This window comes from Fulvivirga ligni (genome assembly GCF_021389935.1).
In the GTDB taxonomy this organism is placed as follows: domain Bacteria; phylum Bacteroidota; class Bacteroidia; order Cytophagales; family Cyclobacteriaceae; genus Fulvivirga; species Fulvivirga ligni.
Map to the genome: position 1 here is coordinate 4,771,074 of NZ_CP089979.1, position 19,574 is coordinate 4,790,647.

Genomic DNA, 19,574 nt, shown 5'->3' on the forward strand with positions numbered 1-19,574 from the left:
AATGACAAACACATCATAAAAAACGTGACACTGGTTAAACCTCTTGCCCCAGCTTACTCGGGTCAATAATGGAATAAATGCCTTTAATCTTTCCGGCTTCCACTTCAAACACCTGACAGTTATATAATCCACCATTTTGATAAAAGAAAATAGCGGGCTGGTGGTTTACTTGTCCTACCTTAAATTCCAATCCATTTAAAAACGCCTTGTACACATAAAGTAATAATTTAGAAGCAGCCCTAACGCCGGTAGTCAGTTCTCTCACCACCTTAATGTCTTCACCACCATCGGCAGCCAATAATATATCTTCTGATAACAGTTTCTCTAGGGCGTCAATATCGGCCTCCTTCATAGCATATACATATTTTTCTATGAAGGAATTATCCACTGGCTTGTTGAATCGCCTCTCAGTTTTATAATCGGTCAGCTTACTTTTCGCACGGCTGAGTAGCTTTCGTGAGTTTTCCACCGAAAATCCAAAAGTCTCAGCCATTTCCTGATGAGAATAATCAAAGGCCTCTTTTAATACAAATACAGCCCGTTCCCTGGCCGTTAACTTCTCCAGCAGCACCAATAAAGAATAAGACAGAATCATCTCCCGATCAATGTTAAAGGCCATGTTTTCAGTAGAAACCGGCTCAGGAAGCCATACTTTATCCGCTATCATTTTGCTCTTCCTATTCTTCAGATTAATAGCATGATTCACCGTAAGTTTGATCAGAAACCCCTCTTCATTACGGATATCCTCCTTATCAAGAGCATGATATTTTATCAGCACATCCTGAATAGCATCCTTTGCATCTTCCGCAGAGCCTAATATGTTATAAGCGAATGGAAACAGCCTGTGGCGGTAGTTCTCGTAGTTCAAAATCAAGTTTTATGATAGTGACAATTTAGTGGGTAAAAACGTGACAAAGGTTGCGGGGGTTTTGTTGGTGGATGTTTGGATAATGGGTCTTGGTTAGGGTTGATGGGCTGAACGGTAAGACTCCGGCTCTACGCTGCGCTGCGGCCGGAGTGACGAGAGGAAAAGGCTACGGCCGGAGTGACGAGGGAGAGAAGAGCTAGGGTCACAGTGACGAGAGAGAAGAAAGCTACAGCCAAAGTAATGATAAGCTATATACTCATTACTCACTTCCAATTACTATATACTCAATCCTCCCATCTCATTACTAAAATCTCAATACTATTTACTAAAATCTATCTACTAAAATATACTCAATACTACCTACTAATTACTATTTTTGTAATCCGCCCAGCCGCTATGGGCAACGATTGATAACCACTAGCTTCCTTTTTTGAATGTATATAGTTTTTGATACCGAAACCACAGGTTTACCGCATAGTTATAGTGCTCCCATCACTGATCTGGATAACTGGCCCAGGCTGGTGCAGCTCGCTTGGCAGCTACATGATGAGAAAGGTAAGCTCCTGTCTAATCATAACTATATTGTAAAGCCGGAAGGGTTCACCATTCCCTATAACTCTGAAAAAGTTCATGGTATTTCTACCAAAAGAGCTATGGAAGAGGGCCATGACCTAAAAGAGGTTCTGGATATTTTCTCTAAAGATCTCGATAGAGCTACCATAGTTGTCGGTCATAATATTGAGTTCGATAATAAAATTGTAGGTACTGAGTATGTTCGAAAAGATCAGTTACCTAAAGGAGAAGAACTTCAGGAAAAGGAAAAGATAGATACTTCTGAAGTATCTAAAGAGTTTTGTCAGCTGCAAGGTGGTATAGGTGGTAGGCTCAAGGCTCCAAAACTAATAGAGCTACACGAAAAGCTCTTTGGTGTTGGTTTTGGCGATGCTCACGATGCTGCATATGACGTTGACGCTACCGCAAAATGTTTTTTCGGCCTAATCACCGAGAAAGTAGTACCTACCATCAATGACATTCCGGTAGAAGAAGTAATCTACGAAGCGCCGAAGCTGGACGAAGCCAACTTTTCTAAATCAGAAAAGAAAAAAACCGTTACCTATGGTGGTGATAAAGCGGCTGCCCAGAAAATAGATAAGCCGTTTGTACACATGCACGTGCATACGCAGTTCTCTGTACTACAGGCCGTTCCCGACATTAAAGGTCTGGTAGCCAAGGCGAAAGAATATAATATGCCGGCTGTAGCACTCACCGATTTGGGTAACATGTTCGGTGCCTTCAAGTTTGTGCGTGAGGCTATAGCCAATGAAATAAAGCCGATTGTTGGTTGTGAATTTTATGTAGCTGAAGAAAGAACCAAACTAAAATTTACTAAAGACAATCCCGATAAAAGATTTAATCAGGTACTCATTGCCAAAAACAAGAAGGGATACCATAACCTGGCCAAACTAAGCTCCTTAGCTTATATGGAAGGTCTTTATGGTATTTATCCGCGTATTGATAAAGACCTGATCAAGGAATATTCTGAAGATGTAATCGCCCTCACCGGTGGGTTACAATGTGAAGTACCTAACCTGATTCTTAACGTAGGTGAGCACCAGGCTGAGGAAGCATTTCAGTGGTACCTGGAAGTATTTAAAGAAGACTTCTACGTAGAGCTACTCCGTCATGGTGAGCGGGCAGGCCAGGGGCTGGAAGAAGAGAACCGTGTTAATGAAGTACTATTGGACTTCGCTAGAAAATACCATGTAAAGGTAATAGCGGCCAATGATGTATACTACATCAACCAGAAAGACTCTGAAGCACATGACGTACTGCTTTGTGTAAAAGAAGGTGAAATGAAGTCCACCCCAATTGGGCGAGGACGAGGCTTCCGATTTGGTTTCCCAAATGACCAGTTCTACTTCAAATCTCAGGAAGAGATGAAGGTGATTTTCAGTGACATGCCGGAAGCCATTGAAAACCTTTCTGAGCTCATCGATAAAATTGAAACCTTCAAACTAGACAGAGATGTACTTCTCCCGGCTTTCGACATACCAGAGCAGTTCAAGCATCCTGATGATGAAAAAGATGGTGGTAAAAGAGGTGAAAATGCCTTTTTAAGACATCTTACTTACGAAGGAGCGAACAAAAGATATGAAGAGATCACCGATGAAATTCGCGAGCGTCTAGACTTTGAGCTGCAGACTATTGAAAACACCGGTTATCCTGGTTATTTCCTTATTGTACAGGATTTTACCAGTAAGGCCCGGGAGATTGGCGTTTCAGTAGGTCCCGGAAGGGGTTCAGCGGCTGGTTCGGCCGTAGCCTACTGTATCGGAATTACCAATGTCGATCCTATTGCATACGACCTACTTTTTGAGAGATTCCTGAATCCAGACAGGGTATCACTTCCCGATATTGATATTGACTTTGATGATGAAGGTCGTGAAAGCGTCATTCAATACGTAATTGATAAATATGGTCGAAATCAGGTAGCCCAGATCATTACATATGGTACCATGGCGGCCAAATCATCCATTAGAGATGCTGCCCGTGTAATGGAGCTTTCTTTGGCTGAAGCCAACGATCTGGCGAAATTGATACCTGAAAAGCCCGGAACATCGCTCGACAAAGCCTTTAAAGAAGTAAAGGAGTTGGAACAGATGCGCCATGGAAAAGACCTGAAAGCCAAGGTATTGAACCAGGCCAAAATTCTGGAAGGATCGGTAAGAAGTACTGGTACTCATGCCTGTGGTGTGATCATTACGCCTGATGACCTTACTAAGTTCATCCCGGTATCTACGGCTAAGGACTCTCCTATGCTTATCACACAGTTTGATAACAGTGTAGTAGAGAATGCAGGTATGTTGAAGATGGACTTCTTGGGTCTAAAAACACTTACCATTATAAAATCGGCCATTGCCAATGTTAAAAAGCGCCATGGCATAGAGATAGATATTGACACCATCTCCCTGGAAGACACCAAGACTTATGAGCTCTACCAGCGAGGAGAAACCAACGGTACATTCCAGTTTGAGTCTCCGGGTATGCAGAAGCACCTTCGCGCCCTGAAGCCCGATAAATTTGAAGACCTTATAGCCATGAACGCCCTGTATCGTCCGGGGCCGATGGAATATATTCCAAACTTTATCGCCAGAAAGCATGGTGATGAAGAGATTACTTATGACATAGACGATATGTCAGAATATCTGGCTGAAACCTACGGAATTACGGTATATCAGGAGCAAGTAATGCTTCTGAGCCAGAAGCTGGCTGGCTTCTCCAAAGGTGATGCGGACGTTCTGCGTAAGGCCATGGGTAAGAAAATCTTTGCCTTACTGGAAAAGCTGAAACCTAAGTTTGTAGAAGGAGGTAAAGAAAAGGGCCACGATCCTAAAATACTTGAAAAAGTATGGAAAGACTGGGAAGCCTTTGCCGCTTACGCCTTTAACAAATCACACTCTACTTGTTACTCCCTTGTAGCCTATCAAACGGCTTACCTGAAAGCCCATTACCCGGCAGAATATATGGCAGCCGTGCTTACTCATAACCAGAGTAACATAGAAAAGGTAACGTTCTTCATGGAAGAATGTAGAAATCAAAGTATCAAGGTATTAGGTCCACATATCAATCAGTCAGCGGTAAACTTTGCGGTGAACGAAGATGGCGAAATTCGCTTTGGACTAGGTGCCATCAAAGGTAGTGGTGAAGCAGCAGTAGAATCCATTATTCAGGAAAGAGAAGCCAATGGCCCTTTTAAAGATATTTTTGATTTTGCTGAACGCATCAACCTGAGAACAGTAAACAAGAAAACCTTCGAATGCCTAGCCATGTCCGGTGCTTTCGACTGTTTTGAAGAGTTCCACAGACGCCAATACTTGCAAGCTCCTGAAGGCGACCAAACGCTGATTGAGAAGGTTATTAAGTATGCCAACAAAATGCAAATGGAGGCCGAGAGCTCTCAGGCCAGCCTATTTGGTGGCGATTCCGGTGTGGATACTCCTAAGCCGAAGATTCCTAACATGGAGCCTTTCGGCGAAATAGAGAAATTGAACATCGAAAAAGATGTGGTAGGACTCTATATCTCCGGCCACCCGTTAGATGATTTTGCTTTTGAAATAGAAAGCTTCTGCAACACAGAACTGAACCAGCTCAATGACTTGACACAACTCACTGGAAAAGAAGTGAGGATAGCTGGTGTGGTATCGTCTTTTGCACATAGAACAACTAAAGGTGGTAAACCGTTTGGTACATTAACCATGGAGGACTACAACGGTAATTTCACCTTCTTCCTCTTTGGTGATGATTACATCAAGTTCAAGGAGTATTTGATGCAAGGTTGGTTCTTATACATTCAAGGTAGCGCTACAGAGCGTCGCTGGGGTGATAAGAGTCTGGAATTCAAGATAAGAACTATAGAATTATTAAATGATCTTCGTGATAAAAAGACTAAAGGCGTAATGATTAACGTTAAGCTGGAAGAGATCACAGAAGAGATCGTATTAAAATTAGAGAGTATTTGTGAGCAATATCGGGGAGAATGCACCTTCCATTTAAACCTGGTAGACACTCATGAAAATATCGGAGTTGAGCTTATGTCTAGGAAATACAAGGTAAATCCTAGTAATGAAATGATGAAGGAGATAAAGGACATACCAGAGCTTCAATGCAGAGTTATGGTATAAAAGTAGTTACATATCTCCCGAAGTATGAATTAATCTATAACAACTCGTAAAAAGGTTGGGCTTTAAGAAACACCTAAAAACCAGATGGAGGAAAAGTATACGAAATTTGTCGATTCGTTAGACAATATCATTGGTGCTGTTTATAATATTTTATCAGGCAACCAGGGTAAACCTATAGATTGGGATTTATTCAAGCATCTATTCCATAAAGATGCTAAACTCATCCCTTCAGGCAAAAGAGAAAATGGCGAGATCAGTTGTCGCTACCTCAGCCCTGAAGAGTACATATCTTCTTCAAGAGATTTCCTTGAAACCAACAGTTTCTTCGAAAAGGAGGTACACAGGATTACGGAAACTTTTGGTACACTAACTCATGTTTTCAGCACCTATGAATCCAGGAAACACCAAGACGATGATGTTCCATTCACAAGAGGAATAAACAGCATACAGCTGCTTTTTGATAGCAGAAGATGGTGGATCATCAACATCTATTGGACAAATGAAAATGACATTAACGTGCTAACGGCAAGATATACCAGCTCATAAGTTAGTCCGCCTTTCGTTTAATCCAATTTTTCAGCATTTGCATGCGCCGGCCCAAGTCAGCCCCTTTGTTTTTGGACATAACAAAAGCGAGGGGCCTTAATGATTTATAGTGGTAACAAACTACCTTGAACATGCCTGCAAAAGGTACGCTCATGAACATGCCTGGCACGCCCCATATCATACCTCCGGCTATAATCACAAGAATAGTAAATAGAGGATTTATTGCTACCCTACCGCCGGTAATTCCTGGTGTGAGAATGTTATTCTCTAAAAACTGGATAATGATGAATAGGATAATGACACCGATGGCGTTGCCTGGCTCATCAGATACCAATGTATAAGCCAATGGAATGGCAGCACCAATTAGAGTACCGAAATAAGGTATAAAATTCATCACAGCACTGAGAATACCAAACATGATGGCGTACTCTACACCAATAATCATCAAGCCAATAGAATTCAGAAAACATAAGATAGTTACTACTATAAATACTCCGCCTATATAACTCTTGGTAATTTCTGATACCTCTAAGAGAATCTTACCCATTTTGTATTTGTGCTTTTTACCCGCCACCAGAAACATAAACTTGCGAAAACGATCACGGTAATAAAGCATAAAGAAAATGAATACTGGCTGCAGTCCCATCTTCACCACGGTACCGGTGGTAGCATTGAATACTGTCTCCATCATATTACCGCTGTTGTTAAAGATGGCAGCAACTTTATCTCTCAGCCACCATCTCTGAGGCTCTCCTGACACTCCTGTCAGCTCATCTATCTGCAATTGCAAATGATTGATATTAACCAAGGCCTGATGCTTGAGTTTAGGAAAATCTTCCACAAAGACAATCGCTTGCTTATAAAGCAAGAACATTCCCGCTGCAAAAATCAAAATCCCTGAAATGATCGATAGCAAGGTTGCCGGCACTCTTGGCAGACCAGCCTTTTCAAGCAACCTGGCAAAGGGATAGATTAGAAATGAAAATAACATCCCCAGACAAATGGGATATAAAAAATCTCTGGCTACGACTAATAAACCAAGAGATAAACTGATCAACAATAGAATAACTGTAACCCTGTAAAGGAAGGAGTTGTCGCGTTTCATAGCATACAAACACTGTTACGCTGTTAGTGTTTTATCTGATAAATGTATGCTATGAGACCATTGATAATAATTATGAGTATCAAACCATTAGCCTAAACAAAATGGCCTATATTTGCGTTGTATTGAGATATAAAAAAGAATTCAAATTTTAAAAATATAAAGTAATGAGCAAAGCAATAGAAATCACTGATTCTAATTTTGAAGAGATCATTGGCAGCGATAAGCCAGTATTAGTGGACTTCTGGGCTGAATGGTGCGGACCATGTAAAATGATCGGACCTGTTGTTGAAGAATTAGCTGGCGATTATGACGGCAAGGCAGTAGTAGGTAAAGTTAATGTAGACGAGAACCCTAACATTTCTGCTAAATTCGGAATCAGAAGCATTCCTACCCTTTTAGTTTTCAAAGGTGGTGAAGTTGTAGATAAGCAGGTAGGTGCTGTGCCTAAAGGTGTTTTAGCTCAAAAGCTAGATGCTCAAGTGGCATAAGTAAATCTTAAAATAAACAAAAGAGCCGCTTCATATCAATGAAGCGGCTCTTTTCATTTATACCTTTAGCTTCTCTAAAGCTGCTCTAATAATATCAGCATGGTCAAAGGCGAGTTCGGGCAAATCATTCACTGGAAACCATTCGGCTGCCTCAGCATCATCTGCACCTACTAGCTGATGCTCAGATGCAGTCATTTCTCCGGCAAACGCAACAGACACCGCTCTACCTCTAGGATCTCGTCCTGGTGTTCCAAAAGCCCCTAACTGCACTAAGCTAGTGTGATCTATGCCTACACTGGTTTCTTCCTCAAGTTCTCTCGCTGCAGCCACTGACAGGTCTTCATCATCTTCCACAAACCCTCCTGGCAGCGTCCAGAGTCCTTTGAAAGGATCGTTCTTGCGCTTCACCAGTACAACTGATCTATCATAGGCATCTGGTTCATTAAATATTACTGCATCTACTGTTAATAGTATATTTTGTTTAATCGGCATATTGTTCTAATCATTTATCAGGTTCACCACTCGTTACTTTCTCAAATTCCTTTCTATTGTTATTTACACCAATGCTGGCCACAAGTCCGCTGAGGAAAGTCTTGGTCCAATAGTTAAATAAGCTCTTCTGCGGATTTCTCTCAAAGTAGATTTTTCCTTGTCTGAACTTAAAAAGGTGTGGGTTATTTCTATTGATCACAAAAGTATTGGCAAAGAAAGTGGCTATTGAAGTTCCCAGCTTAGCATCTCCTGTCTCCTTGTTGAGAATTTTTACTTTCAAATCTTCATAGTAAAAATCCATTGTACCATAGGCCACTTCTTCATTACCTTTAACACTGAACATCAGGCTGTTAGCGAAGCCTTCCTTTACATCAATAAAAGCATTGTATTTAGTTATGCTGTTATAGACAGTAAGTGATGATGGCTGCAGCTTACCTCCCAAAGTAAATTCACCATCTTTTGAGTTTAAATCGAAAGTAATAGACAGATCTAGTGGAGCCTCTCCCATTACTTTGGTATGCACATCTACCACCATAGAACCATTTTTCCTCAGTAGGTCCTTTCTATTGGTTACGTTTTTAAAATCCGCATCTAAATCCATAAAGCTAATAGCACCTGGTTTTATAGCATCTTCCGCCCACTCTGTGTATATAATATCCACATTTCTTAGCCCTACCCCCTGAAGGTTGAGTGGCTTTTCGTAGTTCAAAAGAAGGGTCTGGTACATAGGTTTTTCTTCAGCCGGAGCATCTGGCATATTTTTATCCCTATATACATCAATGGTAGCATCTTTCACCAGCAAATATCGACAGTCTATAATCTGACGATTCAGGAATTTATCCAGGTCAATACCAGAAAGCTTCACCGTACCCACTTTGGTGCTGATATAGTCAGTTTCATACTTTTGCTTCTTAAAATAGTCATCTCTGGAAAAGAGAGGATTGTATTCTAAATTTTGTACGGTAAGACTTGAGTCTTTGGAAGCGAATTTCAAATTACCCAGCACCCATTGATACAGACCGTCTTTACTTTTCAATGTTAGGTTAGGTGTATTCAAATGAATGTTATCAAAAACCAATAGATTTTCATTCAAATTAGTTTTGGCATCCAATTTCACCCCTTCCACCTCTACAGAAAAGTCTTTGAGGTCAAGATCGTCCTTTTCTCTTTTGATTAGTAAATCTCCACGGCTCAGCACCAGGCTTTTAATGACAATCTTATTGAGGGAAGAACCTTCTAAAAGTTTGTTTCTAGATTTTGATTTGGTGTTAATTTCAATCTTTGGCTTAGGTAGTTTTATCCTGTCTACCAGCAGATTATGATCCTCTACCAAAGCATATAAATCAGGAATACTTCCTTCGAAACGTGGGATTTCTATCGTGTTATTTTTTTCAGTCTGATTGTACAGCAGATGATTTACTTTGAGCGCATTATTGCGAGAATCAACAATTACATTTTTCATTAAAAGACTGGTCTTTTGCTGCTTCAGGCTAACCTCTTTTATACTGGCTTCTACATTACGTACAAAAGGTATTTTATACTTCCAATCTCGGGTTTCCGAAATATTTACATCTTGTAGGTCAGCATTTAGTTCACTAATTCTAAGGCCTTTTTCATTAGAGATGTTGGCACCTGCCAGGGAAACCTTCTTTACCCTTACATCAGGAAAAACATCATTAATCTGCTTTCTTAATTGCTCAAAAGACCAATCCTTTTGAGAATCATTTGCTGCGGCTTTAAGTCGTAAATCAGGTTTCAATAGTATGATATTCCTTACGTCTAACTGCTTATCATTGAAGAGTTTATCAATATTAGTCCCCAGCATGACGAGGCTATCAATAGATACCTCCTGACTACCAGATAGCCTGAAGTTTTTAGCAGTAATCTTCTTATCAGCATCAGAAATAAATAGCTTTCTTAATGTGATGTTATTTTTCTCATCCTTTATTGTAGTAGCATCAAGATTCGCCTTAAGACCAGCTATATCCACTCTCTCATTGAGTGAAAGACTATTAAAGGAAAGGCTTTTCACTTTGGATTTCAGCCATTCTTTGCCGCTTTTGGTGATAGTCACATTTCCATATCCTAACTGAATCTTACCTAAATTGAGCTCGGCAGTTTTAGAAGATTCTGATGACTTCTTTAACTGATCTGCATCCATTTTAAGATTAAAACCCCCAACATAAAGACCATTAATAGCCTTCAAAGGATCTTCAAAAATGATAGAGATACCTCCTACAGGCACTTTCACATCATTAAAGTCTAGTTCCACACCTTTATCATTTCTGATCTGAGCCGTTTGCATATAAGCATAATTAGCCTCGCCTTGTGTAAGCTTTACTTGGTGAAACTTCGCGTTAAGATGATCAGACGGGGAAACAGAAATATCTTTAGCGCTGAGATACATTCGGATGCTGTCCAAATAAAGATTCGATTTGCCTTCTTCGTTATAAACCCTTCCAATGGCCGTGTTCAAATCTTCGATATTCACCAAGGCTCTACCCTTTTTATGCAAAGTGATGGCCCCTTTTTCTACTTTTATACTATCGGCCCGAAGCACATCGAAAACCGCCCCCACCTGGGTGGGTAGATCGAGCTCTTTGTTTTTGGATTTCTTATTTTCCTTGAGGTAAAACTGGATGTCTGGCTGGTATATCAATACATGGCTCATGATCATCTCATTGTTATCAATGAACTTCTCAAACTCAAAACCAGAGACTTCCATATGCGGAGCATTGATATTTACCACTCCGCCTTGCTGTTGTTTCACTTTATCTGTGAGTCTGTCAAATACCTGCAGGGAGTCTACGGTGATGTATGACTTATCAGTAGTAGTAAAGAATAGACTACCAAATTTGAGCACGTGAACACTGTCAGGCATGGTATACATATAGTTCTTCAACCCCACAGAAGCACTGTCATAAGCAATCTCACTGTAAGCCAAGGTATCTATCTTCACATTCTTTACTTGAGCAAAAATTTTATTGGCTTTGAATCGGGAAATGGATGCTTCTCTATCTCTGAGGATATTGATATCGCCATCCTCAATATTTACATTACTCACCTGAATTACATTGAAGAGCTGAGCAATAATCTTTATCAGTTGTTCGGTGGAAGGACTGAGTTTTCCCTTGTTATTCTTACCATGAAAGTTATCCATGGCAAATTTGGGTGATATCAGGTCTATGCTATCAATATCAAGGATGTTTTCATCATAAGCTTTACCAAAATCCAGCCCCCGAATAGAAAGCTGAGGAATTTCAGCATAGTAGGCATTTTCACCTTCCAGATCAGGATTATTCAGTCGGTCGTAGCGTGGGTATAGGTGCACATTCTGCAGGCTCACCCTCGACTCCTGGGTCGATAGCATGACAGAATCAAAGGTCACTTCATGGATAGAGTCCTTTAATTTTACGGTTTGATCCTTAAGAACCAGACGAATATGATCTGTGAAAAATTTAGAATCAGTTTTCTTCTTAGCATCCCAGCCAAAGTTTTTGATTACGAACGAGATATTGCTCGCCACAAAGTCATAGTTGGAAGCATTGATCTCTCTTTTGTAACTGATTTGAGCCTGATCAACCGTAAACTCACCCAAATTAAAGGCCTTAATTTGTTCAGTTACGGTATTATAGACGTCACCACTTTCCTTTGATATACCTATATTGCTGGTATCTGATCTGGGCTGAGCTATCCAAACCTCAGGCTCCCTTAAAGCCAGTGCCCTAATCTTCAGTTCATCTTTGAATATAATCTCAATTAGGTTAATGATATCGGCATCCAGACGAGGGACTTTGGCAGAAAACAGGGTTCTATCTTCAACCTCCTTGATCATGGAACTATCCAGTTTTACCTCAAAATCATAAAGCGTAGCTCTGCTATTAAAGAAGTCTACGTCTATACTATCATAGGTGATGCTATACAGACCATCGGTACGCAGTTCTATGGTCTTTTGCATAGTTCTGCCCAGAAGGTCGTAAGCATAGTAGTTAATTAACTTTTCATAAGTCAACACTACCGCAAACACCAAAATAAATACAAATACAAGAATAGAAATAAAAAGGCTCCTGCGAGACCTTCTTAAAGACCTTAGATTAAAGTATTTATGTCTTAATCCCATATATTTTTAAAATCCCCGGATCTATTAACATTTCAGGGATGAGTACAATACAAATTGAAATACTACTATAGGACACTTTATTGCTAAAAAGGTTTGCGGTAATGAGAAAATATTATTCCATTTTGAAGTTTAAATCATCCTTCTTCCACTCAGAATACTGAATCTCACCATTCTCAACAATCCCAACTCTATAGGTGTGTTCCTTTTTCCAACTGCCATCTTTCACCTCAGCTGCCAGCTGATATGCACCTGCATCAGTGGCTGTGACGGTAAACTCCATCAATTCAAATTCACCTGATTGATAACCATAGCCCTGCCCGGCATCATTATAGAATTTACCAATCGCCTTATTATCATTATCTAAGTTTACAATTAATGTTAATGAGTCAGTTGAATACTGCTCGGTATTTTGCACCAATTTTGTAATCGGCACAATGGCACCATCTTTCAACTTCACAATTGGCTGGTAGCCATCATCTTCTTTCTCAAATGGCACGTCTTGCCAATCGCCCTTAGGTAGGCTTGGAGACTCGGCCCAGCGAGGAACCACTAACAGATTTTCACCCAATAAGAAGGCCTGATCTTCTTTTCTTAAACTCACATCCTTAAAATCAGCAAAGAATACTGGTCTCATAATAGGCATACCGTTGGTAGAGGCTTCCTGAAATAAAGTATATAAATACGGCAATAGCCTATACCTTCTGTTTACCGCTGTTCTGGAAATATCTTCTGTCTTCTTACCAAATGACCATGGTTCTTGTCTTACTACATCTATGGCTGAATGATTCCTACTGAATGGGTAGTATGCACCCAGCGCCATCCATTTAGCCAATAACTCAGGATTACTGTCACCTGTGAATCCACCTATATCAGGACCATTAAAAGGCTGACCTGAAAGACCAAGTGTGATAGTCATGGGTATAGACATTTTCATATGTTCATCTGTTGATACGTTATCCCCAGACCAGGTGGCGGCATATCGCTGACCACCTAAAAAATTAGCTCTACTTAATATAAAAGGTCTAAGATCAGGGTTAGCAGCCATTATACCTTCACGGCTAGCCTTCACCATGAGTAAGCCGTAAACATTATGATATCTGATATGAGCTCCTTCTGGCAAATCGCCACCACCACGGTGAATATTGCTAAATGGCATACTACCTTCAGGGCCGTCAAATACAGCAGGCTCATTCATATCATTCCAGATTCCATCTATCTCAAGGCTCATAAAATCCTTGTATAGCCCTGACCACCAGGTTCTTGTTTCCGGTCTTGTGAAATCAGGAAACGCACACTGACCTGGCCAAACCTCGCCGTTAAATTCGTTTCCAGCGGAATCCTGAACCCAATGATTCCCCTCAGAACCCTGCTGATAAAGCCAGTAAGCAGAATCTCTTTTCACCCCCGGATCAATCATGTATACAGATTTAAAATCGAGAGCATGTAAGTCTTCATTCAATTTCTTAGGATCTGGAAAACCTTTAGGATCAAAAGTAAAAATTCTGAATCCATCCATATAATTGATGTCCATCCAGATAACATCACAAGGTATTTGTTTCTCCCTGAATGTTTGAGCAACTTCTCTCACCATCGTATCCGGGTAGTAAGAATATCTACTTTGCTGATAGCCCAGCGCCCATAATGGTGGCAAGTTCATTTTCCCTGTGAGATCAGCCAATGCTTGCATTAACTCTGCCGGATTATTCTTTTCTATTACAATCACTCTGAATGAAGGTCCTTCTGATGTAATAGTGATCGGATTTTGAAGATCAAAAGTTTGTCTGTACGTATTGTCTGCTATGATACCGAAGCTGGTACCGTCAGGTCGCACGCCCATTACCCATGGATGCGATTGGTACAGCTGCTTGCCATCAAATTTGCCGAAGCCAAAATTATCTGTATTCCAAAGTTTAATTTTTGTCCCATTTCTCCAAAGAGGACCGGTAACCTCTCCATTTCCATAAAGATCAGTACCTTCAGGATAAGCTATTTTAACTATGCTCACTGAGTCTCCTTTGGTAAACTCTGGCTTAATGCTCCATTCTTTTGGCAGTTCTTTTTCGTATGAAAGTTCTTTTATAATGGCCAGTGAAGGAAATGTATTTACAGAATCAAATTCATCTGGATAGAATACAGCCACATCATCACTTACCAGGCCTGCTTTTAGCACTGTTTCCTCCTTTTTCTGATCGCAAGACCACAGAACGAAAAGGCAGAGGATGAAAAACAGTTTGTAAGAGTTTCGCATATAATTTGAGTTTATTTGAAGTAAATTTAGCAGACAGGATTTTAAGCAATCACTCATCCGAGCTTCAAAAATATACATTTTTATGAAGGATAACTTTTCCAGCCAGTCAAAGCTTTACGCAAAATTTAGACCCCACTACCCTGCCGCACTCTATGATCATGTTTATAGCAAGGTAAAATCCTTCCAAACTGCCTGGGACTGCGGTACTGGCAATGGGCAGGTAGCAAGCGTATTAAGTGATAAATTTGACCAGGTTATCGCCTCAGACATCAGTAAAAACCAACTGGCTCAAGCTCAGCAAAAGTCCAATATCGAATATATTGTTTCTCCTGCCGAACACACCTCCATTGAGGGCAGCAGTGTAGACCTTATCACCGTAGCACAAGCTTTACACTGGTTTGATGTCCCTGCATTTATTAAAGAAACGCAAAGAGTTGCAAGTAAGGATGCTGTCTTGGCATATTGGGGGTATGGCCTGCTTTCTATCAGTGCTGAAGTAGATCCTATTATTAAAGAATTCCATGATGACGCTATGAATGGATATTGGGATCCTGAACGCTATATTCTGACAAATGAATACAAGGCCATTGATCTTGATTTAGCCGATTTAGAACTGAAGTACTTTAAGCATGAAGTAAAATGGAGCTTAGCTGATCTTGAAGGATATTTAAATACGTGGTCATCTGTAAGGAAATATATAGAAAGAAATAATACCAATCTTGTTAATGACATCATTGATAAGCTCAGAGACAAATGGCAAGGAGGAACCATTACATTTCCCTTATTTGTCTATACTGGCACAATCAAAAATTAAAATTCAACACACCTCCAACACTCAATAAATCGATAAGAAAGTGCATCACTTATTAACCTCCCTTATATAGTCTTTATTCTATAAGATAATTGAATTCCATGTGGGAACAAAAAACTCAATTTCTCCATTTAACTTACAATCAATAGCATTATTACAGCTATTAATTTAATTTTCCCGGATCAGTATAAAACTGCTATAAATGGATAATTCTAAAAATGGAGCAAAGAAATTCTCTTACAAAAAGGTACCTGCCGATTTTGTAAAGAGCCTCATGGAATTAGCCGAAAATTCTACTGATGAACGACTTAAGACACTCCTGGATGAACATGGAGAATACCTAAGCAGTTCTCTAAATGGCAATGATGACTACGTAGACGACCTTAATGAGCAACTGGATAATCTAAAAATAGAAGCAGGTAGATTAAGAAAGAAAAACGAAATTGTCTCTTCTGATAATTTTCTATTAGAGCATAAGAAAAAAGAGCTTTTGAAGCTGATGGATCAGCTTGAAGATGCGTATGAAGACATCTGGCGCAAAAATGAAGAGCTCAGTAAACAGAAGAAGAAAATTGAAAAACAGGCTGCCCTTCTTAAGGATGCCAATGATACTATTATTGAGAAAAATGAAGAGCTAAAAGATCAGGCGGACTATCTCTACACAGCCAATGAAACCATTAGCCGAATGCATGAGCACGCTCAAAAGCAGAAGGATGAGCTTATGCAAAAACATATTGAACTCATTACTTTGAACAATGAAAAAAACAGTCTGATAGGTATTGTTGCTCATGATCTTAAAAGTCCACTCAGTCAGATCACAGGGCTTGTCAGTGTAATAAAAATCTATGGAGACCAACTCGATACAGACACCGTTAATTACCTCAATACCATAGAGTTTAGTGCTAGCAAACTCAATGACATGGTTACAAGAATTTTGGACGTAGAATCTCTAGAATCTAAAAACCTAAGCGTAAGGCCTAAGGAGATTATGCTTAATGAGCTAGTTGCTTCTATAGCCGAACCTTATAAAATAACAGCAGAAGAAAAAGCCATTGAATTAGGCTACACAATCAGCGATGGGCTAGAGATAGAAACGGATGAAGATTTGACGAACCAGATTCTGGAAAACCTGATTTCCAATGCTATTAAATTTTCACCTCGAAGAACAAAGGTAGAACTATTCCTAACCAGCGAAGGTGATCATACCCTTTTCGAAGTTCGAGACCAGGGTCCGGGAATAAGCGAGGAAGACCAGAAAAAGCTATTTGGCAAGTATCAAAAACTCTCTGCACGCCCCACGGGTAATGAAATCAGCACCGGTCTGGGTTTAAGTATCGTAAAAAAATATGCAGATGCCGTTCAAGCTGAAATCTGGTGCGAGAGTGAGTTGGGTAAAGGAGCAAGCTTTTTCGTTAAGTTTCCGAATAAGTTATCCGTAGATTGATTTACTGAATGGCCTTTTCTTTTGACGCATTCACAAAAAGCATATTCCCTACCTGATCATAACCTGTGAATACCTCAGCACCTTTCTGCTTGATGGCCTCAGCACGGAAGCCCACGATAGTTAGGTCAGCATCCTGAGATTTAGCATTGATGATATCTTTGCTACTTACATCAATTTTATGCTTAATTAGCTCAATATTCTTCGGTGAAATAGGCAAACGCCCGGCCTTAATCATAGAAACCAGCATTTCCTCCTGCTCTGACATCTCCTTTTCATGTACTACGGCAAAAATCTTGATTTCGGCAGTTTTCCATTCCTTGTGGCCCATGATGATATACCCCATAAGGATCATAAGGCTACTGTTTTTCAGGTCATTAGGGGTAAGCCATATATGAATGCTATTACTGAAGCCAAACTCTCTATCAGAAGAGCCTAAAACACATATATCAAAATCCGCTGATTTTACCAGCGTGAAGTTTTCAATGATCTCTTTCAGCGTATCAGGTCTGTTTTTTGAGTACTCAAACAGAATCATGTTCACCTCTTTACCGGATACGCTGGGCAGCTGAATAGCCTGAGCTACGGCACTAGTGAAGGATGGAGAAATGAGGGTATCCACAAAAACGTTATTACGTGTGGAGCCTGTAACTTTCAAAAGTCTTTTTATTTCATCCTGAGCTTTAGAATAGGACTCTTTTGAGAAATAGCCATTGATATAATGAAGATAGGTACCAAAGCCATAGCGATATGATATCCATTTCATAAACTGGAAAGCTGTAGGTCGCTTGAAGAAATCAGAAGAAATACATATTACAGAGGGTCTCCAGCTCTCCTCTCCCCTTTCAGCTTTCTGTAAGAATACCTGTAGCTGCCTACTCAGCTGGAATATCACACCTTGAAATATCTTCGCCAGCCCCTCTTTTGATTTGCTGGTGTGAGTTACAAAGAAATAGATCCCCGTCATGAATAGAAGTGAGATAATGGTATACTGAGCGTTCATCTTAAACATCAGGTACACACATAAAATGGCTCCCAATAGAGAGACAAACCACTTTGATTTAAACGAAGGCCGGTAAGAAGGATCAGCCGCAAAATGCTGTAAGAATGATATCAAACACAAAGACCCATAAGTGATCATAAAGAACATGGAAATCACTTCAGCTACCGCGTTTACATCACCCAAGCTCACAAACACAATAGCTATAAGGCTTGTGATGATGGTAGCATTAATAGGATCATTAGTCTTAGGCTTTCCTTTTGCCAGGTATGCGTTTATTCTCATTACAGGAAACACCTGATCAGCTCCTAAAGCCTGCAAAGTACGAGGTGCCACCATGATACTTCCCAAAGCTGAAGAAATGGTAGCTGCTGCCAACCCAATCGGAATTATTGGACCAAACACAGCAATATCCATCATAATCAATGGGTTATCCACCAAATCGTCAGGAGCGGCAGAAACGGCCAGCTTATAAGCTATAAATACGTAAATGATCATTCCCACGATGGTGGCCGCCAGAGTTCCAAAAGGAATAGACTTCTTTGGATCTCTCAGATCACCCGAGAGCCCAACCCCGGCCGTCATACCCGTAAAGGCAGGGAAAACAATGGCAAAGACTGCAAAGAAAGTATCAGGATTATCAATATGATTAGTCCATTCCATAGAAAGCATGGACGACTGGTAATCGGTAGTTCCTACAAAGAACATAATGAGTGAAATAAACAGTAGACCCACTACCACATAAAGAGCTTTCATACCCAAATCGGCTCCTTTTTTTATCATTAATAAGCTCAGAAGAATAACAGCGGGCAAGCTGATTATCCTTTTATCGCTTAGCTGTAATCCAAATTCAGCATTGACATAGTCGAAAACAGGACCAAAAGCCTCAGCAAAAGCTATGGTATAAAAGGCCACACTAATAGCCTGAGACAGATAAAGTGCTATTCCTATAGCTGCACCTACGTTAATACCAAATGAACGGGAAATGATATAATACTCACCTCCTCCTTCCACCTTTTGATTGGTAGCTATCTCCGCTATGGCCATGGCTGTGGGAATGGTAACAAGATTTGCAAATACTATAATCCCTAACGTGCCTGCAAAGCCCACACTACCAACCGCGTAGCCAAACCTTAAGAACATAATCGCTCCTAAAATAGTAGAAATAGCCGTAAAGAATACTGGTGCTGTACCGAACCCTACCTTTTTATCTATGCCTTTTGTGCTCATACTCGCCACCAAGATAACGGGTAAAAACAATTAAAAAAACTTATCTTCGAAGAATGAAAGCGGTTAAGAAATTATACCAGAAGTATAAAGAATATGTGAGGGTGGATCTCCTGATGTATGCTACTATGATTCTGATGATCATAGGATACTTCATTTATGAAATGGTAAGTAAATAAAAAAGCCCGAAACAATATTCCGGGCTTTCCTCATTTATGCTGTAAACTGATTACAACCGAAGTTTGAACCAGTGATATATTCAATTCCTTTAGAATCTTTGGTGATAGGCTTACCATCGTGAAGTACTGGGATGATATAGTCAGGATCCATTTTAGATTCTATATGGCTTAATTTATTACACTCTCCATAATTTTCTTTATTTGCAACTACTGAAGCTTCAGGTGCCCAGTGGTTACAGTTTTTACATACATTTTCCATAGTCAATTTTACTTTTAGTGTTCATGAATTTAATGAAATTACATGGAGAAATGTTCATTGTAAATTCAATTTATAATTAAACTAAATTAACACAAACGCCCTTTAAAG

Annotated in this window: 13 protein-coding genes; 6 read left to right on the plus strand and 7 right to left on the minus strand. The window is 40.0% G+C overall.

Translation table 11 applies throughout. The features are described from left to right. Positions 1–34: 34 nt before the first annotated feature. Positions 35–868, minus strand: a complete 834-nt coding sequence (locus LVD16_RS19870) for a sigma-70 family RNA polymerase sigma factor (protein ID WP_233770039.1) — start codon at positions 866–868, stop codon at positions 35–37. Between the two features lie 434 nt (positions 869–1,302). Between LVD16_RS19870 and dnaE the strand changes: the two genes are divergently transcribed. Further along, complete coding sequence (dnaE, locus tag LVD16_RS19875; RefSeq protein WP_233770040.1) at positions 1,303–5,550, plus strand: DNA polymerase III subunit alpha; 4,248 nt, start codon at positions 1,303–1,305, stop codon at positions 5,548–5,550. 84 nt (positions 5,551–5,634) lie between these two features. Further along, the gene (locus tag LVD16_RS19880) at positions 5,635–6,096 is read left to right on the plus strand and encodes a hypothetical protein (RefSeq protein WP_233770041.1); all 462 of its coding nucleotides are present in this window, start codon (positions 5,635–5,637) and stop codon (positions 6,094–6,096) included. Position 6,097: 1 nt separating this feature from the next. Here the strand turns inward: LVD16_RS19880 and LVD16_RS19885 are convergent, their stop codons facing one another. After that, positions 6,098–7,201 carry an AI-2E family transporter gene (locus LVD16_RS19885; RefSeq protein ID WP_233770042.1) on the minus strand — a complete coding sequence of 368 codons (1,104 nt, stop codon included), beginning with the start codon at positions 7,199–7,201 and terminating at the stop codon, positions 6,098–6,100. Positions 7,202–7,365: 164 nt separating this feature from the next. Here LVD16_RS19885 and trxA point away from each other — a divergent pair, with 164 nt between their 5' ends. Continuing rightward, positions 7,366–7,689, plus strand: coding sequence for a thioredoxin (gene trxA, locus LVD16_RS19890; RefSeq protein ID WP_233770043.1), 324 nt, complete (start codon positions 7,366–7,368; stop codon positions 7,687–7,689). 57 nt (positions 7,690–7,746) lie between these two features. Here trxA and LVD16_RS19895 read toward each other — a convergent pair whose 3' ends face one another. The 3 genes from LVD16_RS19895 to LVD16_RS19905 form a co-directional block, all read right to left on the minus strand. Beyond that, positions 7,747–8,181, minus strand: a complete 435-nt coding sequence (locus tag LVD16_RS19895) for an NUDIX domain-containing protein (RefSeq protein WP_233770044.1) — start codon at positions 8,179–8,181, stop codon at positions 7,747–7,749. A 10-nt stretch (positions 8,182–8,191) separates the two neighbouring features. After that, positions 8,192–12,301, minus strand: a complete 4,110-nt coding sequence (locus tag LVD16_RS19900; protein ID WP_233770045.1) for an AsmA family protein — start codon at positions 12,299–12,301, stop codon at positions 8,192–8,194. Positions 12,302–12,413: 112 nt separating this feature from the next. After that, entirely contained in the window at positions 12,414–14,549 is a 2,136-nt protein-coding gene (locus tag LVD16_RS19905) for a TIM-barrel domain-containing protein (protein WP_233770046.1), read from the minus strand. A gap of 82 nt (positions 14,550–14,631) precedes the next feature. Between LVD16_RS19905 and LVD16_RS19910 the strand changes: the two genes are divergently transcribed. Together LVD16_RS19910 and LVD16_RS19915 are read left to right on the plus strand one after the other, a co-directional pair. Then, positions 14,632–15,363: a class I SAM-dependent methyltransferase gene (locus tag LVD16_RS19910; protein ID WP_233770047.1), complete on the plus strand. Its 732-nt coding sequence runs from the start codon at positions 14,632–14,634 to the stop codon at positions 15,361–15,363. Positions 15,364–15,562: 199 nt separating this feature from the next. Beyond that, the gene (locus LVD16_RS19915; protein ID WP_233770048.1) at positions 15,563–16,804 is read left to right on the plus strand and encodes a sensor histidine kinase; all 1,242 of its coding nucleotides are present in this window, start codon (positions 15,563–15,565) and stop codon (positions 16,802–16,804) included. Position 16,805: 1 nt separating this feature from the next. Here the strand turns inward: LVD16_RS19915 and LVD16_RS19920 are convergent, their stop codons facing one another. Next, a complete protein-coding gene (locus tag LVD16_RS19920; RefSeq protein WP_233770049.1) occupies positions 16,806–19,031 on the minus strand; it encodes an amino acid permease in 2,226 nt (741 codons plus the stop codon). Positions 19,032–19,084: 53 nt separating this feature from the next. On the opposite strand from LVD16_RS19920, the gene LVD16_RS27780 reads away from it, so the two are divergent. Next, entirely contained in the window at positions 19,085–19,207 is a 123-nt protein-coding gene (locus tag LVD16_RS27780; RefSeq protein WP_255697684.1) for a hypothetical protein, read from the plus strand. Between the two features lie 34 nt (positions 19,208–19,241). On the opposite strand, the gene LVD16_RS19925 is transcribed toward LVD16_RS27780, so the two are convergent. After that, positions 19,242–19,466 carry a hypothetical protein gene (locus LVD16_RS19925; RefSeq protein ID WP_233770050.1) on the minus strand — a complete coding sequence of 75 codons (225 nt, stop codon included), beginning with the start codon at positions 19,464–19,466 and terminating at the stop codon, positions 19,242–19,244. Positions 19,467–19,574: the final 108 nt, after the last annotated feature.